This window comes from Methylobacterium durans (genome assembly GCF_003173715.1).
Classification (GTDB): domain Bacteria; phylum Pseudomonadota; class Alphaproteobacteria; order Rhizobiales; family Beijerinckiaceae; genus Methylobacterium; species Methylobacterium durans.
This window is the reverse complement of record NZ_CP029550.1, coordinates 2,203,348-2,219,223: the sequence shown is the minus strand read 5'-3', so window position 1 is coordinate 2,219,223 and position 15,876 is coordinate 2,203,348. Positions and strand designations below refer to the sequence as shown.

The following is a 15,876-nucleotide window of genomic DNA, read 5'->3' as shown; positions in this document are numbered from 1 at the left end:
CCCCTGCCCGGCCCGGCCGGGTAGGGTACGCCTCCCGTACCGGATCACAGCCCGCATGAACGTCCTCGGCATCGAGACCACCTGCGACGAGACCGCCGCCGCCATCGTCGCCCCGGGCGAGGACGGGCGCGGCCTGATCCGGGCGAACGAGGTGCTGAGCCAGATCGCCGAGCACGCGGCCTATGGCGGCGTCGTGCCCGAGATCGCGGCCCGCGCCCATGTGGAGGTGCTCGACCGGCTCATCGCCCGCGCCCTCGACACCGCCGGCATGCGGCTCTCGGACCTCGACGGGATCGCGGTCGCGGCGGGGCCGGGCCTGATCGGCGGCGTGCTGATCGGGCTCGTCACGGCCAAGACCCTGTCGCTCGTCGCCCGCAAGCCGCTGCTGGCCGTCAACCATCTCGAGGCGCATGCCCTGACGGCCCGGCTCACCGACGGGCTCGCCTTCCCCTACCTCCTGCTGCTGGCCTCGGGAGGCCACACCCAGCTCGTCGCCGTGAAGGGCGTCGGCGACTACGTGCGGCTGGGCACCACCATCGACGACGCGATCGGCGAGGCTTTCGACAAGGTCGCCAAGCTCCTCGGCCTCGGCTATCCCGGCGGTCCCGAGGTGGAGCGCATGGCCGAGGGCGGCAATCCCGAGCGCTTCGCCCTGCCGCGGCCGATGCTCGGCCGGCGCGAGGCGAACTTCTCCCTGTCCGGCCTCAAGACCGCCCTGCGCGTCGAAGCGGAACGGATCGCGCCGCTCGCCGAGCGCGACGTCGCCGACCTCTGCGCGAGCTTCCAGGCGGCGATCGTCGACGTGGTGGTGGACCGTCTGCGGGTGGGCCTGCGCGCCTTCGCCGAGGTCGCCGGCCACCCGACCGCCCTCGTGGCCGCGGGCGGCGTCTCGGCGAACGGGGCGATCCGGCGGGCGCTCGCGGCCCAGGCCGGTGAGGCGGGCCTCCCCTTCGTCGCGCCGCCGCTCAACCTCTGCGGCGACAACGGCGCCATGATCGCCTGGGCGGGCCTGGAGCGGCTGCGCCTCGGCCTCGTCGACGACCTCACGGCGCCGGCCCGGGCCCGCTGGCCCTTCGCCGAGCCGAAGGCCGCGTGAGGCTCCCGCGCACGGGCTGCCCGGCGACGGATGCGCAGGCGCGCTGGCGCGACCTCGTCGACCGGCGCCTGCCGGAGGCGGCCGGGGCCCGGCCCGACTGGCCGGTGCGGCTCGACCATTGCTTCGCGCGCATCCTCCTCGACAATGCCTGCGGCGGCCCCTGGCGCGAGAGCGTCGCCCCACCGGCTTGGGCGAACATGCCGGCCGAGCGCCTCGCCGCGGCGACGGAGCTCGGCGAGTCGGTGCTGGCGGGCCGCGCCGATCTTGCTCTACTCAACCGCCGCTCCCTCGGCTGGCGCGGCAAGGGCGGCGGCAAGGGCGGCGGCAAGGGCAAGGCGCCAGCGGCCCCCGACGCGCTGCGCGACGGCCCGCTGATCCTGCGGCGCTGGCGACGGGCGGACGATGCTCCCTTCGCCGCCCTCAATGCGGATCCGGAGGTGATGCGCCATTTCCCCGCGACGAAGGCGCCGGCCGAGAGCCTGTGGGAGGCGCGCAGCCTCGACCGGCGCTTCGAGGCGGACGGGTTCGGTCCCTGGGTCCTGGAGATGCCGGGCGAGCCCTTCCTCGGCTTCGTCGGCGCCCTGCGCCTCGTCCGGCCGATGCCGTTTGCCGGCGGCGAGCGCCCGGGCGCCGGCGTCGAGATCGGCTGGCGCCTCGCCCGCGCCGGGTGGGGGAGGGGGCTTGCCACCCGCGCCGCTCGGCTCGCGCTCGCCGACCTCTTCGGTCGCTGCGGCATCGCGGACGTCCTCGCCTTCACGGCCCTCGGCAACGCGCCCTCGCGACGGGTGATGGACCGCCTCGGCATGCGCCGCGACGCAGCCGAGGATTTCGATCATCCGGCCCTGCCCGAGGGGAACCCCTTGTGCCGCCACGTGCTGTATCGTCTCTCGGCGGCGGAGTTTCGCGCCGCGAACGGAGCCTGCGCATGACGCGATCGGACTCGCGGCCCATCGCCGTCATCGGCGGGGGCGCCTGGGGCACGGCGCTCGCCAACGCCGCCGCGGCGGCCGGTCATCCCGTGACCCTCTGGCTGCGCGACGCCGAGGCCGCGAACCGGCTGGAGCGGAGCCGCGAGAACGCCCGCTACCTGCCGGGCGTGCCCCTGCATGCCGGCATTCGGGCGACCGCCGAGGCCGAGGCGCTGGCCGGGGCGGGGGCCGTCCTCCTCGTCACCCCGGCCCAGACCATGCGGGGCGTGCTCGGCAGGCTCGGGCCCCATTTCGCGGCCGGCGCGCCCGTCGTCCTCTGCGCCAAGGGCATCGAGCGTGGCAGCGACGCCTTCATGAGCGCTGTGGCGGCCGAGGTGCTGCGGGCGGGCACGCCCGTCGCCGTGCTCTCCGGCCCAAGCTTCGCCGCCGACGTCGCCCGCAACCTGCCGACCGCCGTCACCCTCGCCGCCTCCGACGGGACGCTCGCGGCCGACCTCGCCCGGACGCTCTCGGGGCCCACCCTGCGCCTCTACCACACGGACGACGTGCGCGGCGTCGAGGTGGGCGGCGCCGGCAAGAACGTGCTCGCCATCGCCTCCGGCATCGTCGCCGGCCGCGGCCTCGGCGAGAGCGCGCGGGCCGCCCTGATCGCCCGGGCCTTCGCCGAGCTGATGCGGTTCGCCCGCGCCTATGGCGGGCGCCCGGAGACGTTGATGGGCCTGTCGGGCCTCGGCGACCTCGTCCTCACCGCCTCCTCGCCGCAATCGCGCAACTTCGCCTTCGGCCAGCGCCTCGGCGAGGGCGCGAGCCCGGAGGCCGCCGCCGGCGGCAAGCTCGCCGAAGGCGCCTTCACCGCCGCGGCCCTGGTGGCGCTCGCCCGCGCCCGCGCGGTCGAGATGCCGGTGGCCGAGGCGGTCGCCGCCATTGTCTCGGGCGAGGCCAGCGTCGAGGGGGTGATCGCACGGCTCCTCGCCCGCCCGCTCAAGGGAGAGGCCGAGTGAGCGCGGGGCCGATCCACGCCTTTCTCGACGGCTCCGGGCGCGACGGCGCCGGCCGCAGCCTCGCCGAGGTGCTGGCCTTCGACGATGCCCGAATCGAGGGCGTGCACGACTTCATCCAATGGTGCTTCCCCCTCCCGGAGGCGAGCCGGGCGGTGCCGGGCGCCCCCGTGCTCTCACCCGCAGAGGCGGCGGCGATCCGCGCCGACCCGGCGGCGCAGGCGGGCCTGCGCGCAGGCCTCGCGCGGATGCGCCGCTTCTACGCCGGGACGGATGCGTGGCTGCGCGCTTTCGACCACAACCACCTGCGCATCACCCGCATCCTGACGGCGCTACGCGATCTTCTCTCGCCCGAGGAGGCGCAAGCCTTCCACGCCTTCGTGACGGAGCGGAACCGGGCTGCCGGGGGACCGGTGAACCCCGACAGCCTGCGCTACTGGGCGGCGGCCCTCCGGCCCTGAGCCGCGCTCGACCCCAAACGTCGCGCCGGCCTCACACCGGCTCGACCGGGAAGGTCTCGCTCGGCGCCACGAACTCGTCCTGCGCGGCGACCGTCAGGATCTCGCGGGAGCCCGCCTCGGCCGTGCGGCGCAGGAGGCCGTAGACCGAGGCGCCCGCCATGCCGAGCGCCAGCGCCGCCGAGCCGGTGCGGGCGTAATGCACGAAGAACAGGGCCGCGATGGCGTCCCCCGCCCCGTTCACGTCGAGGTGCAGGCGCGGGGTGCGCAGGCGCCAGAAGGCGCCGCCCTCACCCGCGAGCAGGTCGATCGCGTCGTCCGGCGTCGCGTCGGTGACGAGGGAGGTGACCAGCACCACCCGGGGGCCCATCGCCTGCAGGGCCGCGACCGCCCGCTTCGTCTCCTCCAGGCTGCCCGTCGGCAGGCCCGAGAGCAGGTTCAGTTCGAAGGCGTTCGGCGTCGCGATGTCGGCGGCCGGCAGGGCGCGGTCCCGCATCAGCTCGGCGATGCCGGGGCGCACGTAGATGCCGCGGTCCGTGTCGCCGATGACCGGATCGCAGCAATAGAGCGCCGCCGGGTTCGCCGCGCGGACAGCGGCCACCGCCCCGAGGATCGCCGTGCCGATGTCGGGCGAGCCCATGTAGCCCGAGAGCACGCCGTCGCACTGGCCGAGCACGCCGCGCTCGGCGATGCCGGCGACCAGATCCTCGATCGCAGGTCCGTCGAAGACGCGGCCGCGCCACGCGCCGTAGCCGGTATGATTCGAGAACTGCACCGTGTGGATCGGCCAGACCTCGACGCCGAGGCGCTGCATCGGGAAGACGGCGGAGGCGTTGCCCACATGCCCGTAGGCGACGTGGGACTGGATCGACAGAACCTTCACGGGAGGCGCCTCCCCACGCGGTGCGGGACGGCCCCGCCCCGGTATGTCACTCACGAAACGCCCACTGCATCCAGGTGGCCGGGCGGGCCCCGGGAGTCGGGAATGTCGTGAGGAGCCCTTAGCGCCTTTCGGGAAGCCGTGCATCCGCGGCCGCGTCCCGCTTGCCCTTCCGCGGAGCGAGCCCACATCGGGGCGAACCGCCAAGCCGGCCGAAGCCGAATTTGCAAGGATCTCCATGGATTTCGAAGCCCTGCGCACCGCGACCCTCGGCTTCGTGGAGGCACACAAGGCGTGGACGCCCGTCATCACCGGGATCCTCGCCTTCTGCGAATCGATCGCCTTCCTGTCGCTGCTCGTGCCGGCGACCGTGATCCTCGTCGGGATCGGGGCTCTCGTCGGCGCGGCCGACATCCCGTTCTGGCCCGTGGTGCTCGCCGCCGCGATCGGCGCTACGCTCGGCGACTGGATCTCCTACGAGTTCGGCTTCTACTACAAGTCCGGCGCCAAGCGGATGTGGCCGATGCGGAACTACCCTGAGATGGTGGCCAAGGCCGAGGCGTTCCTGCACCGCTGGGGCGCAGGCGCGGTGGCCCTCGGGCGCTTCTTCGGCCCGGCGCGGGCCGTGGTGCCGCTGATCGCGGGCGTGTTCGGCGTCGAGCGCCTGCACTTCCAGATCGCGAACGTGCTCTCCGCCCTGGTCTGGGCCTTCGTGCTGCTCGCGCCCGGGGCCGGGCTCCTGACCTGGTTCCAGGGCTAGGCACGCGGCCTGCGGTGCCGGCGCCGCATCGACAAGGGCGGCCGCGGCTGGTTCGATGAGGCCGTTCCGATTCGGGACGCGTCACGCAAGATCCCGCCTTGTCCGCAGCCCTCGCCGCCGCCCTTCTCCCGCCCGACCGCCGGCAATCGCCGACCGCGGCCGCCACGCAGCGCGGTGTGCGCCGCCTCTTCGCCGAGCTCGGCCAGGTGAGCCTGCCCGAATTCTCGCTCGCGAACGGCCGCCGCGCCGATGTGATCGCCCTCACGGCCTGCGGCAAGCTCACCATCGTCGAGATCAAGTCGAGCGTCGCCGATTTCCGGGCGGACAAGAAGTGGCCGGATTACCGGGATTATTGCGACCGCTTCTACTTCGCGATTCCCCACACGCTGCCTTGCGAGCTGATCCCGGAGGAGGCAGGCCTCATCGTGGCCGACGCCTTCGGCGGCGCGATCCTGCGCCAGCCTGAGGAGCATCCCTTGAGCGGCGCGCGCCGCAAGGCGGTGACCCTGCGCTTCGCCCACAGCGCGGCGGGGCTGCTGCACACGCTCGCCGATCCCGGCGCGATCCGCGACGGGGCCCTCTGACGGTTCATCGAGCCTTCCCGATCGGAGACGCTGCGCTCAGCCCCGGCCGCTGCGGCGGGCCACGACGCGGGCGAGCGCGGCGAGATCCTTGTCGCCGTCGCCCTGCGCGATCGCCTCGATGAGGTTGTCGCGCAGCGCGCTCGCGAAGGGCATCGACACGCCCACCGTCTCGGCGGCGGCGAGCGCGAGGCGGATGTCCTTGGCGCCGAGCCGCAGGTTGAAACCCGGCGGCTCGTAGCGTTTCGCCGCGATCGAGGCGCCGTAGCCCTTGTAGACCGGCGAGGCGAACAGGGTGTTGGTCAGGAGATCGAGGAGGTCGGCCCCCGCAACGCCGTGCCCCTCGGCGAAGGCCGCGGCCTCCCCCATCGCCTCGATCGCCGAGACCAGCATGAAGTTGCCGGCGAGCTTCACGGCGTTCGCCCGCTGCGGCTCGGTCCCGAAGGGCCAGGTCTTCGCGCCCATCGCGTCGAGGAGGGGTGCGGCCCGCGCGATCGCCTCCGCCTCGCCCGACGCCACGATGTTGAGCGCGCCCGTCTCGGCGACGTCCGGCCGGCCGAAGACGGGGGCGGCGACGTAGGGCACGCCCGCGCGGGCGTGGATCGCGGCGAGGTCCTGTGCGAGCGCCACCGAGATCGTGCTCATGCTGAGATGCAGCCCGGGCCGCTCCGCCCAGTCGAGGAGGCCGCCCTCGACGATCACGGAGCGGAGCGCCGCGTCGTCGGCCAGCATGGTGACCGCCACGTCCCCGCGAAACGCCTCCGCGGCGGTGGCGACAGGGTTCGCGCCCTCGACCGCCCGCGCCGCCTCGGGCGAGCGGTTCCAGACCCGGACGCTGTGGCCCGCCCGCACGAGGCATCCCGCCATGGCCCGGCCCATCCGCCCGAGCCCGATGAATCCAACATCCATGGCCATCTCCGTCAGTGGCTGTTGAGGAAGTCGAGGCTGAGCGCGTTGAAGCGCTCGGTCGCCTCCATGTGGACGAGGTGGCCGACGCCCTCGATCACCTCGGCCCGGCCGTTCGGCATCTGCCCGGCAAGCGCCCGGGCATGGCCGGCATTGTCGCCCATGCGGGCCTGCAGCTCCGGCGGGGCGTAGGGCTTGCCCGGCGCGTTGCGGTCCTTGGCGCCCATGATGAACAGGGTCGGCGCGGCGACGAGGGGGATCTCGTGGACGACCGGCTGGCCCCAGATCGCGAAGTAGGAATTCACGAAGGATTGCAGCCAGCGCGGATATTCGCCCGAGCCCTTCACCCGCTCGCGCACCGACACGAAGGGCTCGATCGCCTCCGGCGGCAGGGTGAGCGCGTAGCTCGTGATCAGCTGCTTGCGGTAGGCGTCCGCCGTCAGCTCGCCCTCGCGCTTCAGGAGCACCTCGTTCGGCACCGGCGGCACGCTGAAGCGGTAATCCTCCAGCCCGATCGGCGCCTCGAGGACGAGGCTGTTGACGCGGGTGGGCGCGTTGCGGGCGAGCCGCACGGCCAGCATGCCGCCCATCGAGTGGGCCACGACGTCGACCCGCTCCAGGCCGAGCGCGTCGAGGAGCGCCACCGTGTCGGCCGCCATCGCGTCGAAGGTGAAGGGACCGACGGGCTTCGAGGACTTGCCGAAGCCGAGCTGGTCGATCGCCACCACCCGGTAGCCTGCGCCGCTGAGGGCCGCGATCACCGGCTGCCAGTAGCTCGACGGAAAATTGCGCCCGTGCAGCAGAACGACCGTTCGGCCGTTGGCGGTCCCGGTCGGCGCCACATCCATGTAGGCGAGGCGCTGGGCCTCGTGGTCGCGCCGCAGCGGCAGGAAGCGCACCGGATAGGGGTAGGGGAAGCCTTCGAGCCCGATCCCGAGCGGCGCGTCGGGCGCGTCCTGGGCCGGGGCCGGCAGGGGCGACAGCGCCAGGGCGAGGCCGACGACGAGGGCGGGGAAACGCATGCAACCTCCCGGGATGACGCGGCGCCGCGCGCCGTCAGCGGGGTGACATAGGGCACTTGAGGCGGCTCGGAGCGGGCGCTATCCGCGGGCCGGAGCGAGCGTGCAGCGCATGGCCGAGGGTTGAATGGCCGAGAAGGCGGGCGAGGCCGCAGCCCGGCACCAGGACGGCCTGCCCGCGCGCGAGCGGCTGCTCGCGATGCTGGCGATCGGGCTCGCCATGACGCTCGCGGTCCTCGACGGGGCCATCGTCAACGTGGCCCTGCCGGTGATGGCCAAGGACCTCGCGGTCGGCGCGGGCGAGGCGATCTTCGTGGTCAACGCCTATCAGATCGCCGTGACGGCGGCGCTCCTGCCGCTGGCTTCGCTCGGCGACAGCCTCGGCTACCGGCGGGTCTATCTCGGCGGCCTCGTCGTCTTCACGGCGGCCTCCGTCGCCTGCGCCCTCGCGCCGAGCCTGACCCTCCTCGTCGCCGCGCGGATCGCGCAAGGGCTCGGGGCAGCCGGCATCATGAGCGTCAACATCGCACTCGTGCGCTTCGTCTACCCGCACCGGATGATCGGGCGGGGCGTCGGCAACGTCGCCCTCGTGGTGGCGGTCGCCTCGGCCGCTGGCCCGACCGTCGCCGCCGCGATCCTGTCCGCCGCGTCCTGGCCCTGGTTGTTCCTCGTGAACCTGCCCGTGGGACTCGTCGCCCTCCTCGTCGCCTCGCGGACCCTGCCCGCCACGCCCCGGAGCGGGACGCGGCTCGATCCGTCGAGCGCGATCCTCAACGCGCTCACCTTCGGCCTCCTGATCATCGGCATCGACGGGCTGGGCTCCGCAGAAACGCGGCCGCTGGCGCTCGCCGAGATCGGCGCGGCGCTCGTCATCGGCACCGCGTTCGTGCGCCGTCAGCTCCGGCTCCCGGCGCCGCTCCTGCCGGTCGATCTCCTGCGGATTCCGGCCTTCGCCCTCTCGATGGCGACCTCGATCGCCGCCTTCGCGAGCCAGATGGTCGCCTACATCGCGCTGCCCTTCTACTTCCAGGACGTGCTGCACCTCACGAGCACCCAGACGGGCTTCCTGCTGACGCCCTGGCCCATCGCCATCGCCGCGATGGCGCCGGTCTCCGGCCGGCTCGCCGACCGCTGGCCCCCGGGCCTCCTCGGCGGGCTCGGCCTCGGCCTGATGGCGGCGGGGCTCGTCGCCGTCACCCTGCTGCCGGACGCCCCCTCCACCGCCGACACCGTCTGGCGGTTGACGCTCTGCGGGCTCGGCTTCGGGCTGTTCCAGGCGCCCAACAACAAGGTCATCATCACGAGTGCCCCGCGCGAGCGCAGCGGCGGCGCGAGCGGCATGCAATCGACGGCGCGGCTCACCGGGCAGTCGCTGGGCGCGGCCCTCGTTGCCGTCCTGTTCGGCCTCGTCCACGGTGCGGAGCCCGGCCGCGCGGTCGCCCTCGCGCTCTGGTCGGCGGTGGCGCTCGCGGCGATGGGGGGGCTCGCGAGCGTGCTGCGGCGGCACCCGGACGAACGCGGTTAACCGGCAGCCGCCTCGCGCGTTGTCGGGATCAGGCAGGGGGCTCTCAGGACTGGGGACGCAGATGGACTTGAATCTCACAGGGCGGCACGCGCTCGTGACCGGCTCGACCGGCGGCATCGGCTACGCGATCGCCCGCGAACTCGCCGATCTCGGCGCGAGCGTCGGCATCAACGGACGTGGGCCCGAGCGGGTCGAGGCGGCAGTCGCGCGCCTGAAGACGGAGGCGAAGGCCGGCGCGGTCTTCGCGGCCGCGGGCGACGTCGCGACGGCCGAGGGCGTCGACGGCCTCGTCGGGCGCCTCGGCAGCGTCGACATCCTCGTCAACAACACCGGGATCTTCGAGCCGAAGCCGGTCTTCGAGATCCCCGACGCCGACTGGCAGCGCTTTTTCGACGTCAACGTGATGAGCGGCGTGCGCCTGTCTCGGGCCTACATGCCCGGCATGGTGGAGCGCGGCTGGGGCCGGGTCGTCTTCATCTCCAGCGAGTCGGCGCTCAACATCCCCGTCGAGATGGTCCATTACGGGATGACGAAGACGGCGCAGCTCGCCATCGCCCGCGGGCTGGCCGAGACGGTCGCCGGAACCGGCGTCACCGTGAACAGCGTGCTGCCCGGCCCGACGCTCTCCGAGGGCGTGGCCGAGTTCATGAAGCAGATGGCGGGGGGCGCCGAGAATCCCGATCTCGACGCGATGGGCCGGAAGTTCGTGGCCGAGCACAGGCCGACATCGCTCATCCAGCGCTTGGCCGGCGTGGAGGAGGTGGCGGCGATGGTCGCCTACGTGTGCAGTCCTGCGGCGAGCGCCACGAGCGGCGCGTCACTGCGCGTCGACGGCGGCCTCCTGCGCCACATCGGCTGAGCCGGCGGGCCGCCGCGGCGGCGTCGCGGCGGATCCCGCGGGGACCCGCTGCGACGAAGCCGGGATTGGCCTTTCGCGAGATCAGGACTTCAGGTGCGCCGCGAGGTGCTTGTTCATCTCGAACATGGTGCACTTGTCCTTGCCGAAGACCTTCTTCAGCTTGTCGTCGGCGAGGATCTCGCGCTTGTTCTGCGGGTTCTGGAGATTGTTTTTCTTGATGTAGTCCCACACCTTGCTCACCACCTCGCCGCGCGGGAGCGGGCTGGTGCCGACGATGGCGCCGAGCTCGGCCGAGGGCTTGAGGGGCTGCTGGAGGGCGTTGGGCTTAGTCGCGCCGCCGGCCTTGGGAGCAGCGGCAGCCTTCGCCTTGGGGGCGGCGGCCTTCGCCTTCGGCGCAGCCTTGGTCTCCGTCTTCGTCGCCATGGGTTTCCTCCGATGCTCGCGCTCGAGAACGCGGACGCGTGGCGGCCCCGTGGGACGGGGCGCATAGCTGCAACAACTAAGCGGTGCTGCGACCGTTCCAAGGGGAAACTGTCGTTGTCCCCGGCCTCATCCACAGGTCTGGCGGATGCTGGTCCAGCCTCCGGCGATTCACCCGAATGCAATAATCCATCCTGATCTCGGAAAACTTGCAGCGCAAGCAACTGTACTTCGAGCCTCGGCCCGGCACCGGCCCGGGCCGGGAGCGGTCCCGTACGCAAGAAGAATTCGCATTCTGTGCAAAGAGTTAGCGTGTCCGTCGCCGGGCCTGCGCCGCCCCCGGCCCGGCGCTCGGCCCCGGCCTGCGGGCCCTGCGCGGCCTCTCGGCCGACCGCGCCCCGGTCTCCGGAGCCGGCATGTCGATTCGGGACCGGACCCGGTCCGCATCCGGAACCCGCCCGGCGACGCGGAATTTTCCCGGATCGACCGCGACGAGAGAAGAGACAGGATCTCCCATGCCTACGGACTTGCCCAACGAGCGCAGCCTGCGGAAGCCCGGCTCCCTGGAACTCGACCCCTCCGCCGAGGGCGTTCCGATCGACGAGACGCGGCGCCTGATCGCCTCGAACAAGGTCGAGGGCACCACGGTCTACAACGGGGCCGGCGAGCATCTCGGCGCGGTTCACAATTTCATGGTCGACAAGGTTTCCGGCCAAGTGGCCTACGCCGTGCTCGCCTTCGGCGGCTTCCTCGGTCTCGGGGAGAGCCATTATCCCCTGCCCTGGCGCGCCCTCACCTACAGCGTCGAGCTCGGCGGCTACGTGGTCGATCTCGACCGCGACACGCTCGCCGGCGCCCCGAGCCACGGTCCCGGCGAGGACGCCTTCGCCGACCCGGGCTATGGCGGGCGCCTCGACGATTACTACGGCGGCCGCCTCGCCCCGACCGCCTGAGGCCGCCCGCCCTCGGCGCCGATAGATCCGAGGACGCATCGGCGCCGACGGGACCGACGTCGAGACCGCTGCCGAGACGCGCCGGTGCGAGGGGCGTCTCCGGCGGACTCCGCGCGGACGAGCGAACCCGGCCGAGGGGCAGGGCGCGAGCCGCGGCCCGTCCGACCTCTGTTCAAAGATCAATTTGAAGTTGCAAACGTATTTGGCACGCACGATCCGCGAATAGTCTCGCGCGCTGATCTCATGAGTCCGAGGACGGCAAGAGGGCGCGCAGCAAAGAGATGCGGCAGAGTACGGTTGTGTGCCTTTTTCCTTGAATAAAACTTGGTTTGGTGTAGCTCTGATCAAGCAAGGTCAGCAATTGGGCTAATTTTGTCCTATCGCTGCCGAATTGATCATTGAAAAATCTCAATCAGACCCAAGATGCGCAAAATCCGCTCAGTGGCGCTGATCGAAAGAGCCGGTACGGGCTTATCGTCGCGCGCCGACCCCATCCGTCACATCGCGATCGCGGCGCCGGGACCGGCCGGCGACGGAGGGCGCCCTCCGCCTGGCCCCGCGCTCACGCGCGCCTCAGACGCCGCGCGATGAGTGCTGCCGTGCCGAACATCGAACCGTCGCTGCAACTGATCCCCGAACGTTCCGCGATGAATCCTCCGACCCTTGCGTTCTCGTCACGCGAATTCCTGCGCATGGTCGAGTCCTTCGGATTGTCCGGCAACTGGGGCTGGAACTTCGCGCGCAAGGAGTACGTGTGGTCTTCGGGCCTCTACAGGCTGTTCGGCATCGAGGACGGGACGATCCGTCCCGATTACGAACTCTTCCGCAGCCTGATCCATCCGGAGGACCGGGCGGTCCTGGAAGATGCGAGTCAGATCCTCAACGAGGGGATCCTGAGCGACCACACGTTCCGCATCATCCGCCCGGACGGCACCATGCGCATGGTGCTCAGCCGCGGCGACGTCTACTTCACGCCGGACGGCCGGCCGGCCGGCGCCGCAGGGGTCGTCGTGGACATCACCAGCGAGCAGAGGGTGTCCCTGGCGATCCGCGCGCAGAACGACCGCCAGCGGGCGATCTTCGAGCACGGCACCATCGTCTCCTGGGTCTGGACGGCCGACGGCGAGGTGCTCCACGCCCCCGGCTGGTGCGAATTGACCGGCCTCGCCCCGGAAGACCTGCTGCGGAACTGGCACCTTCCGATCGTCCCGGAGGAGCGCGCGGAGGTGCTGCGCCAGCACGCGGCGATGCGCGAGAGGCGGCAGCCCTTCACCCTTGACTTCAAGGCGCAGGTCGCCCGCGGAGGCCGCACGAGCTTCCGAACCCTCGTCGTGCCGGTGCAGAACGGCTCGGATGCGATCCGGGAATGGACGGGCCTGACCTTTCCCCCGTCGGCCACGGTGGGCGAGACGGCGACCGACGTCGGCTCCGACGTGCAGCACCAGATCCGCGGCGCCCATCTGCGGGCGGCGCGCGGCCTCCTCGACTGGACGCTCGCCGACCTCGCGAGCGCCAGCAAGCTCTCGCTCTCGACGATCCGGCGGCTGGAGGAGGATGCAGACGGACCGCTCGCCCGCAGCCGTCACGCCGCCGTCGACGCACTCCGGCAGGCGGGCGTCGGCTTCCGCCTGATCGAGGTCAGCATCGCGATCGCGCACATGCGCTGAGGCCGGGCCGCGGCGCCCGATGCCTGCGGCCGGAGACCCTGCCTCAGAAACGCCCGCCCAGGCCGACGCCGCCGCTGGCGCTGAGGGCCGGCGCCATGCCACCGGAGCTGGAGCCGCCCTCGCTGCCGCCCTCGAGTTCGTCGCGGCGGATGCGGCGGGAGCCGGAATCGGCGGTCCGCGATTCGCCGCGCGCGTTCTTGGGCAGATCGAGGCGGCGCGTCGGCGCCGTCTGCAGGGGCGCGCCGTCGGCGTCGACGGTCGCGGCGCGAACTTCCCGATTCGGCAGGCCGCTGCGCATCGACGGGGGCGGCCCGACCTCGCTGGCGGGCATCACGCCGCCGCCGCCGCCGAGCGCTTGGCAGCCGGACAGTGCGGCCGCCAGGAGCGCCGCGGCACAGGCTCTGGACGGCAGGGATCGCGACGGGAGAGACATGGGTCTGATCCTCTCTGTGGCCGCCTCGAACACACGGCCTCTTGTTCTGATCGGCGCCTCTGTACGACGACGTTTTGGCGAAAACCAGACTTGGCCGTGGGCCCGTCTGATCCGAGCGGGCGGCCGTCCCCGCGAGGACACACCGGCCCGGATCTTGCGGCCTTCACCCCGTGCCGGCCGCCGGATTCACAACTTCGCCTTGGTCGGTGGGCAGAGGGGCCCCTCCGCGCCCCGGCGGAACCCGCCCGAACAGCCGCGGTTGTGCCCGGAGCCGGTGCGACCACTTCATCGAGGATGCCGCGTGTTCAGACCATTCCGGATCATCGCGAGCGCGACGGCCGTCCTGTGGGCCGCGGGCGCGGCGGCGGAGACGGCGCCCACGGGCGGCGAGCCGGCGACGAGCCCAAGCCCGAGCCCGACACAACCCGCGCCGGCCTCCGCGCCCACCCAGCCCAATCCGGTGCCGCCGCCCGCCGCACCTCCCGTCGCGACCGTGCCCGTCCCTGCGCCGGCTCCGCCCGCCGCCCCGCAGCAGGGCACGCCCGCGACGGTGCTCGACACGCAGGATTACGAGGGCGTCCTCGGCAAGGGCGTGCGGGCCGCCAACGGTGACGAGCTCGGCCGCATCATCGACGTGATCATCGACAAGGACGGGCGCCCCCGCGCCGCGATCATCGATTTCGGCGGCTTCCTCGGCGTCGGCTCCCGCAAGATCGCCGTGGATTGGCGCTCCCTGCGCTTCTCGCCCGAGGGTAAGGCCGGCCGGGTCGTGCTGCAGCTCAGCCGGAATCAGGTCCGGGTCTCGCCCGAGTACAAGGCGGGCGAACCCATCGTGGTCCTCGGGCCCGCGAGCCCCGGCGGCCCCGCGCCGGACGGTGATCCGGCGGCCCCGGCCGCGCAGCCCGCCGCGACCCAGCCCGCCGCCCAGCCGCCCCAGCCGCCGCCGCAGGCTGCGCCGCAGGGCATTCCGCCGGGCTCGGCGGCCGCGCCCGTCCCCGCCGACAAGCCGCCCGAGAGGGCGCCGGATCGATGACGGCACCGCGCCCGAAGAGCCGGCGTGCCAACCTGCCACGGGACCGCCATATCCCGAGACCCGACTACCGGGCGCGCCCGGTGCGACTGAGCGAGGTGAGCGTGGAGGGGGCGCCGGACGTGATGCCCGAGCCCGTCCCGGTCTCGCAGACGATCTCGCGCGCGAGCCGCCGGGGCCTCGACGCCTTCGCCTTCTTCGTCGCGAACCTGCAGACGGGCTTCGGGCCGTTCCTCGCCGTCTACTTCACGCAGGCCAAGTGGACCCAGGCCGATATCGGCTTCGCGCTGACAGTCGGCAGCCTCGTCAGCCTGCTCGGCCAGGTCCCCGGCGGCGCCTTCGTCGACGTGGCGCGCTCGAAGCGCTTCGCTGCGGGCCTCTCGGTCGTCGCGATCTCGGGAAGCGCCTTCGCGCTCGCCATGTGGCCGAGCTTCCTCGTCGTGCTCCTCGCCATGGCCGCCCACTCGGCCGCGAGCTGCGTGCTGACGCCGGCGATCGCGGCGATCAGCATCGGCCTCGTCGGCCATGCGCGGGCGGGCGAGCGGCTCGGGCGCAACGCCAGCTTCCAGGCGATCGGCAACGCCCTCGCCGCGGCCGGAATGGGCGCCTGCGGCTACTACCTCTCGAACGACGCGGTCTTCTACCTGACGGCCGCCCTCGTCGTGCCGACGCTGCTCGCCCTCTCCTTCATCCGGGCCGACGAGATCGTCCACGACGCCCCGCCCCAGGCCGGCGCCGCGGCGCCCGCGGAGAGCGGGGGCCTGCGCATGCTCATGACGAACCGGGCGCTCCTGTGCTTCGCCGCCTGCATGACGCTGTTCTTCCTCGCCAACGCCGCCATGCTGCCCCTCGTCGGCAGCGTGCTGACGCTGCGCACGAGCGAGACCGCGACCGCGCTCATCGCGGCCTGCATCATGGTCCCGCAGGCGGTGCTCGCCGTCTGCGCGCCGGCCCTCGGGCGCGCGGCCGAGCGCTGGGGCCGGCGCCCGGTCCTGCTCCTCGGCTTCGCGGCGCTGCCCCTGCGCGGGCTCCTGTTCGCCTACACCGACAGCCCGTCCCTGCTGGTGGCGATCCAGGTGCTCGACGGCGTCTCGGCCGCCGTGCTCGGCGTGATGGTGCCCCTCGTCGTCTCGGACGCGACCCGGGGGACCGGCCGCTTCAACCTCGCGCTGGGCGCGGTCGGCACCGCGATGGGGATCGGGGCGGCGCTCTCGACCTCGCTCGCCGGGCTGATGGCCGACCGGTTCGGCAGCCAGACCGCCTTCCTCGGCCTCGCCGTGGTCGGCCTCGTCGCCTTCGGCCTCGTCGCCCTCATCATGCCCGAGACGCGCCGTGCGGAGCGCGCGTGAGGGAAGCGTACGC

17 protein-coding genes are annotated in these 15,876 nt (G+C 72.7%); 12 read left to right on the top strand and 5 right to left on the bottom strand.

The window, feature by feature from the left end:
- The first annotated feature begins 55 nt into the window (after positions 1-55).
- From tsaD to DK389_RS10150, 4 genes are read left to right on the top strand one after another with little or no spacing between them, the layout of a single operon-like run.
- Complete coding sequence (tsaD, locus tag DK389_RS10165) at positions 56-1,096, top strand: tRNA (adenosine(37)-N6)-threonylcarbamoyltransferase complex transferase subunit TsaD (protein ID WP_109889314.1); 1,041 nt, start codon at positions 56-58, stop codon at positions 1,094-1,096.
- Positions 1,093-2,025, top strand: a complete 933-nt coding sequence (locus tag DK389_RS10160; RefSeq protein ID WP_109889312.1) for a GNAT family N-acetyltransferase — start codon at positions 1,093-1,095, stop codon at positions 2,023-2,025. The genes tsaD and DK389_RS10160 overlap by 4 nt, the downstream gene beginning before the upstream one ends.
- Positions 2,022-3,026, top strand: a complete 1,005-nt coding sequence (locus DK389_RS10155; protein WP_109889310.1) for an NAD(P)H-dependent glycerol-3-phosphate dehydrogenase — start codon at positions 2,022-2,024, stop codon at positions 3,024-3,026. Before DK389_RS10160 ends, DK389_RS10155 begins: the two co-directional genes overlap by 4 nt.
- Positions 3,023-3,484 (top strand): hypothetical protein, encoded by a 462-nt coding sequence (locus tag DK389_RS10150; RefSeq protein WP_109889308.1) that lies wholly within the window; start codon positions 3,023-3,025, stop codon positions 3,482-3,484. The genes DK389_RS10155 and DK389_RS10150 overlap by 4 nt, the downstream gene beginning before the upstream one ends.
- Before the next feature lie 31 nt (positions 3,485-3,515).
- On the opposite strand, the gene pdxY is transcribed toward DK389_RS10150, so the two are convergent.
- Positions 3,516-4,364: a pyridoxal kinase PdxY gene (pdxY, locus tag DK389_RS10145; protein WP_109889306.1), complete on the bottom strand. Its 849-nt coding sequence runs from the start codon at positions 4,362-4,364 to the stop codon at positions 3,516-3,518.
- 235 nt (positions 4,365-4,599) lie between these two features.
- Here pdxY and DK389_RS10140 point away from each other — a divergent pair, with 235 nt between their 5' ends.
- Together DK389_RS10140 and DK389_RS10135 are read left to right on the top strand one after the other, a co-directional pair.
- Positions 4,600-5,121, top strand: a complete 522-nt coding sequence (locus DK389_RS10140) for a DedA family protein (protein WP_109889304.1) — start codon at positions 4,600-4,602, stop codon at positions 5,119-5,121.
- 98 nt (positions 5,122-5,219) lie between these two features.
- Positions 5,220-5,705, top strand: coding sequence for an MmcB family DNA repair protein (locus DK389_RS10135; RefSeq protein ID WP_109889302.1), 486 nt, complete (start codon positions 5,220-5,222; stop codon positions 5,703-5,705).
- Positions 5,706-5,741: 36 nt separating this feature from the next.
- Here the strand turns inward: DK389_RS10135 and DK389_RS10130 are convergent, their stop codons facing one another.
- Both DK389_RS10130 and DK389_RS10125 read right to left on the bottom strand, forming a co-directional pair.
- Positions 5,742-6,611, bottom strand: a complete 870-nt coding sequence (locus DK389_RS10130; RefSeq protein ID WP_109889300.1) for an NAD(P)-dependent oxidoreductase — start codon at positions 6,609-6,611, stop codon at positions 5,742-5,744.
- An 11-nt stretch (positions 6,612-6,622) separates the two neighbouring features.
- Positions 6,623-7,630, bottom strand: a complete 1,008-nt coding sequence (locus DK389_RS10125; protein WP_109889298.1) for an alpha/beta fold hydrolase — start codon at positions 7,628-7,630, stop codon at positions 6,623-6,625.
- 124 nt (positions 7,631-7,754) lie between these two features.
- On the opposite strand from DK389_RS10125, the gene DK389_RS10120 reads away from it, so the two are divergent.
- Both DK389_RS10120 and DK389_RS10115 read left to right on the top strand, forming a co-directional pair.
- A complete protein-coding gene (locus DK389_RS10120) occupies positions 7,755-9,152 on the top strand; it encodes an MFS transporter (protein WP_109889297.1) in 1,398 nt (465 codons plus the stop codon).
- Positions 9,153-9,213: 61 nt separating this feature from the next.
- Positions 9,214-10,011 (top strand): SDR family NAD(P)-dependent oxidoreductase, encoded by a 798-nt coding sequence (locus DK389_RS10115; RefSeq protein ID WP_109889295.1) that lies wholly within the window; start codon positions 9,214-9,216, stop codon positions 10,009-10,011.
- An 81-nt stretch (positions 10,012-10,092) separates the two neighbouring features.
- Here DK389_RS10115 and DK389_RS10110 read toward each other — a convergent pair whose 3' ends face one another.
- On the bottom strand, positions 10,093-10,434 hold the full coding sequence (locus tag DK389_RS10110) for an SWIB/MDM2 domain-containing protein (RefSeq protein WP_109889293.1): 342 nt from the start codon (positions 10,432-10,434) through the stop codon (positions 10,093-10,095).
- 512 nt (positions 10,435-10,946) lie between these two features.
- Here DK389_RS10110 and DK389_RS10105 point away from each other — a divergent pair.
- Together DK389_RS10105 and DK389_RS10100 are read left to right on the top strand one after the other, a co-directional pair.
- Entirely contained in the window at positions 10,947-11,384 is a 438-nt protein-coding gene (locus DK389_RS10105; RefSeq protein ID WP_109889291.1) for a PRC-barrel domain-containing protein, read from the top strand.
- Between the two features lie 692 nt (positions 11,385-12,076).
- Complete coding sequence (locus DK389_RS10100) at positions 12,077-13,051, top strand: PAS domain-containing protein (RefSeq protein WP_162560599.1); 975 nt, start codon at positions 12,077-12,079, stop codon at positions 13,049-13,051.
- A gap of 43 nt (positions 13,052-13,094) precedes the next feature.
- Here the strand turns inward: DK389_RS10100 and DK389_RS10095 are convergent, their stop codons facing one another.
- Complete coding sequence (locus DK389_RS10095) at positions 13,095-13,484, bottom strand: hypothetical protein (RefSeq protein WP_109889287.1); 390 nt, start codon at positions 13,482-13,484, stop codon at positions 13,095-13,097.
- 301 nt (positions 13,485-13,785) lie between these two features.
- On the opposite strand from DK389_RS10095, the gene DK389_RS10090 reads away from it, so the two are divergent.
- Together DK389_RS10090 and DK389_RS10085 are read left to right on the top strand one after the other, a co-directional pair.
- The gene (locus DK389_RS10090; RefSeq protein ID WP_236960787.1) at positions 13,786-14,517 is read left to right on the top strand and encodes a PRC-barrel domain-containing protein; all 732 of its coding nucleotides are present in this window, start codon (positions 13,786-13,788) and stop codon (positions 14,515-14,517) included.
- The gene (locus DK389_RS10085) at positions 14,514-15,863 is read left to right on the top strand and encodes an MFS transporter (RefSeq protein WP_109889285.1); all 1,350 of its coding nucleotides are present in this window, start codon (positions 14,514-14,516) and stop codon (positions 15,861-15,863) included. The genes DK389_RS10090 and DK389_RS10085 overlap by 4 nt, the downstream gene beginning before the upstream one ends.
- Positions 15,864-15,876: the final 13 nt, after the last annotated feature.

Bases quoted from the DNA above. Each gene is read 5' to 3' on its own strand.
- DK389_RS10140 (WP_109889304.1), top strand. From the start codon at position 4,600: ATGGATTTCGAAGCCCTGCGCACCGCGACCCTCGGCTTCGTGGAGGCA.
- DK389_RS10115 (WP_109889295.1), top strand. From the start codon at position 9,214: ATGGACTTGAATCTCACAGGGCGGCACGCGCTCGTGACCGGCTCGACC.
- DK389_RS10155 (WP_109889310.1), top strand. From the start codon at position 2,022: ATGACGCGATCGGACTCGCGGCCCATCGCCGTCATCGGCGGGGGCGCC.
- DK389_RS10100 (WP_162560599.1), top strand. From the start codon at position 12,077: ATGGTCGAGTCCTTCGGATTGTCCGGCAACTGGGGCTGGAACTTCGCG.
- DK389_RS10120 (WP_109889297.1), top strand. From the start codon at position 7,755: ATGGCCGAGAAGGCGGGCGAGGCCGCAGCCCGGCACCAGGACGGCCTG.
- tsaD (WP_109889314.1), top strand. From the start codon at position 56: ATGAACGTCCTCGGCATCGAGACCACCTGCGACGAGACCGCCGCCGCC.
- DK389_RS10105 (WP_109889291.1), top strand. From the start codon at position 10,947: ATGCCTACGGACTTGCCCAACGAGCGCAGCCTGCGGAAGCCCGGCTCC.
- DK389_RS10085 (WP_109889285.1), top strand. From the start codon at position 14,514: ATGACGGCACCGCGCCCGAAGAGCCGGCGTGCCAACCTGCCACGGGAC.
- DK389_RS10095 (WP_109889287.1), bottom strand. From the start codon at position 13,484: ATGTCTCTCCCGTCGCGATCCCTGCCGTCCAGAGCCTGTGCCGCGGCG.
- DK389_RS10130 (WP_109889300.1), bottom strand. From the start codon at position 6,611: ATGGATGTTGGATTCATCGGGCTCGGGCGGATGGGCCGGGCCATGGCG.
- DK389_RS10110 (WP_109889293.1), bottom strand. From the start codon at position 10,434: ATGGCGACGAAGACGGAGACCAAGGCTGCGCCGAAGGCGAAGGCCGCC.
- DK389_RS10125 (WP_109889298.1), bottom strand. From the start codon at position 7,630: ATGCGTTTCCCCGCCCTCGTCGTCGGCCTCGCCCTGGCGCTGTCGCCC.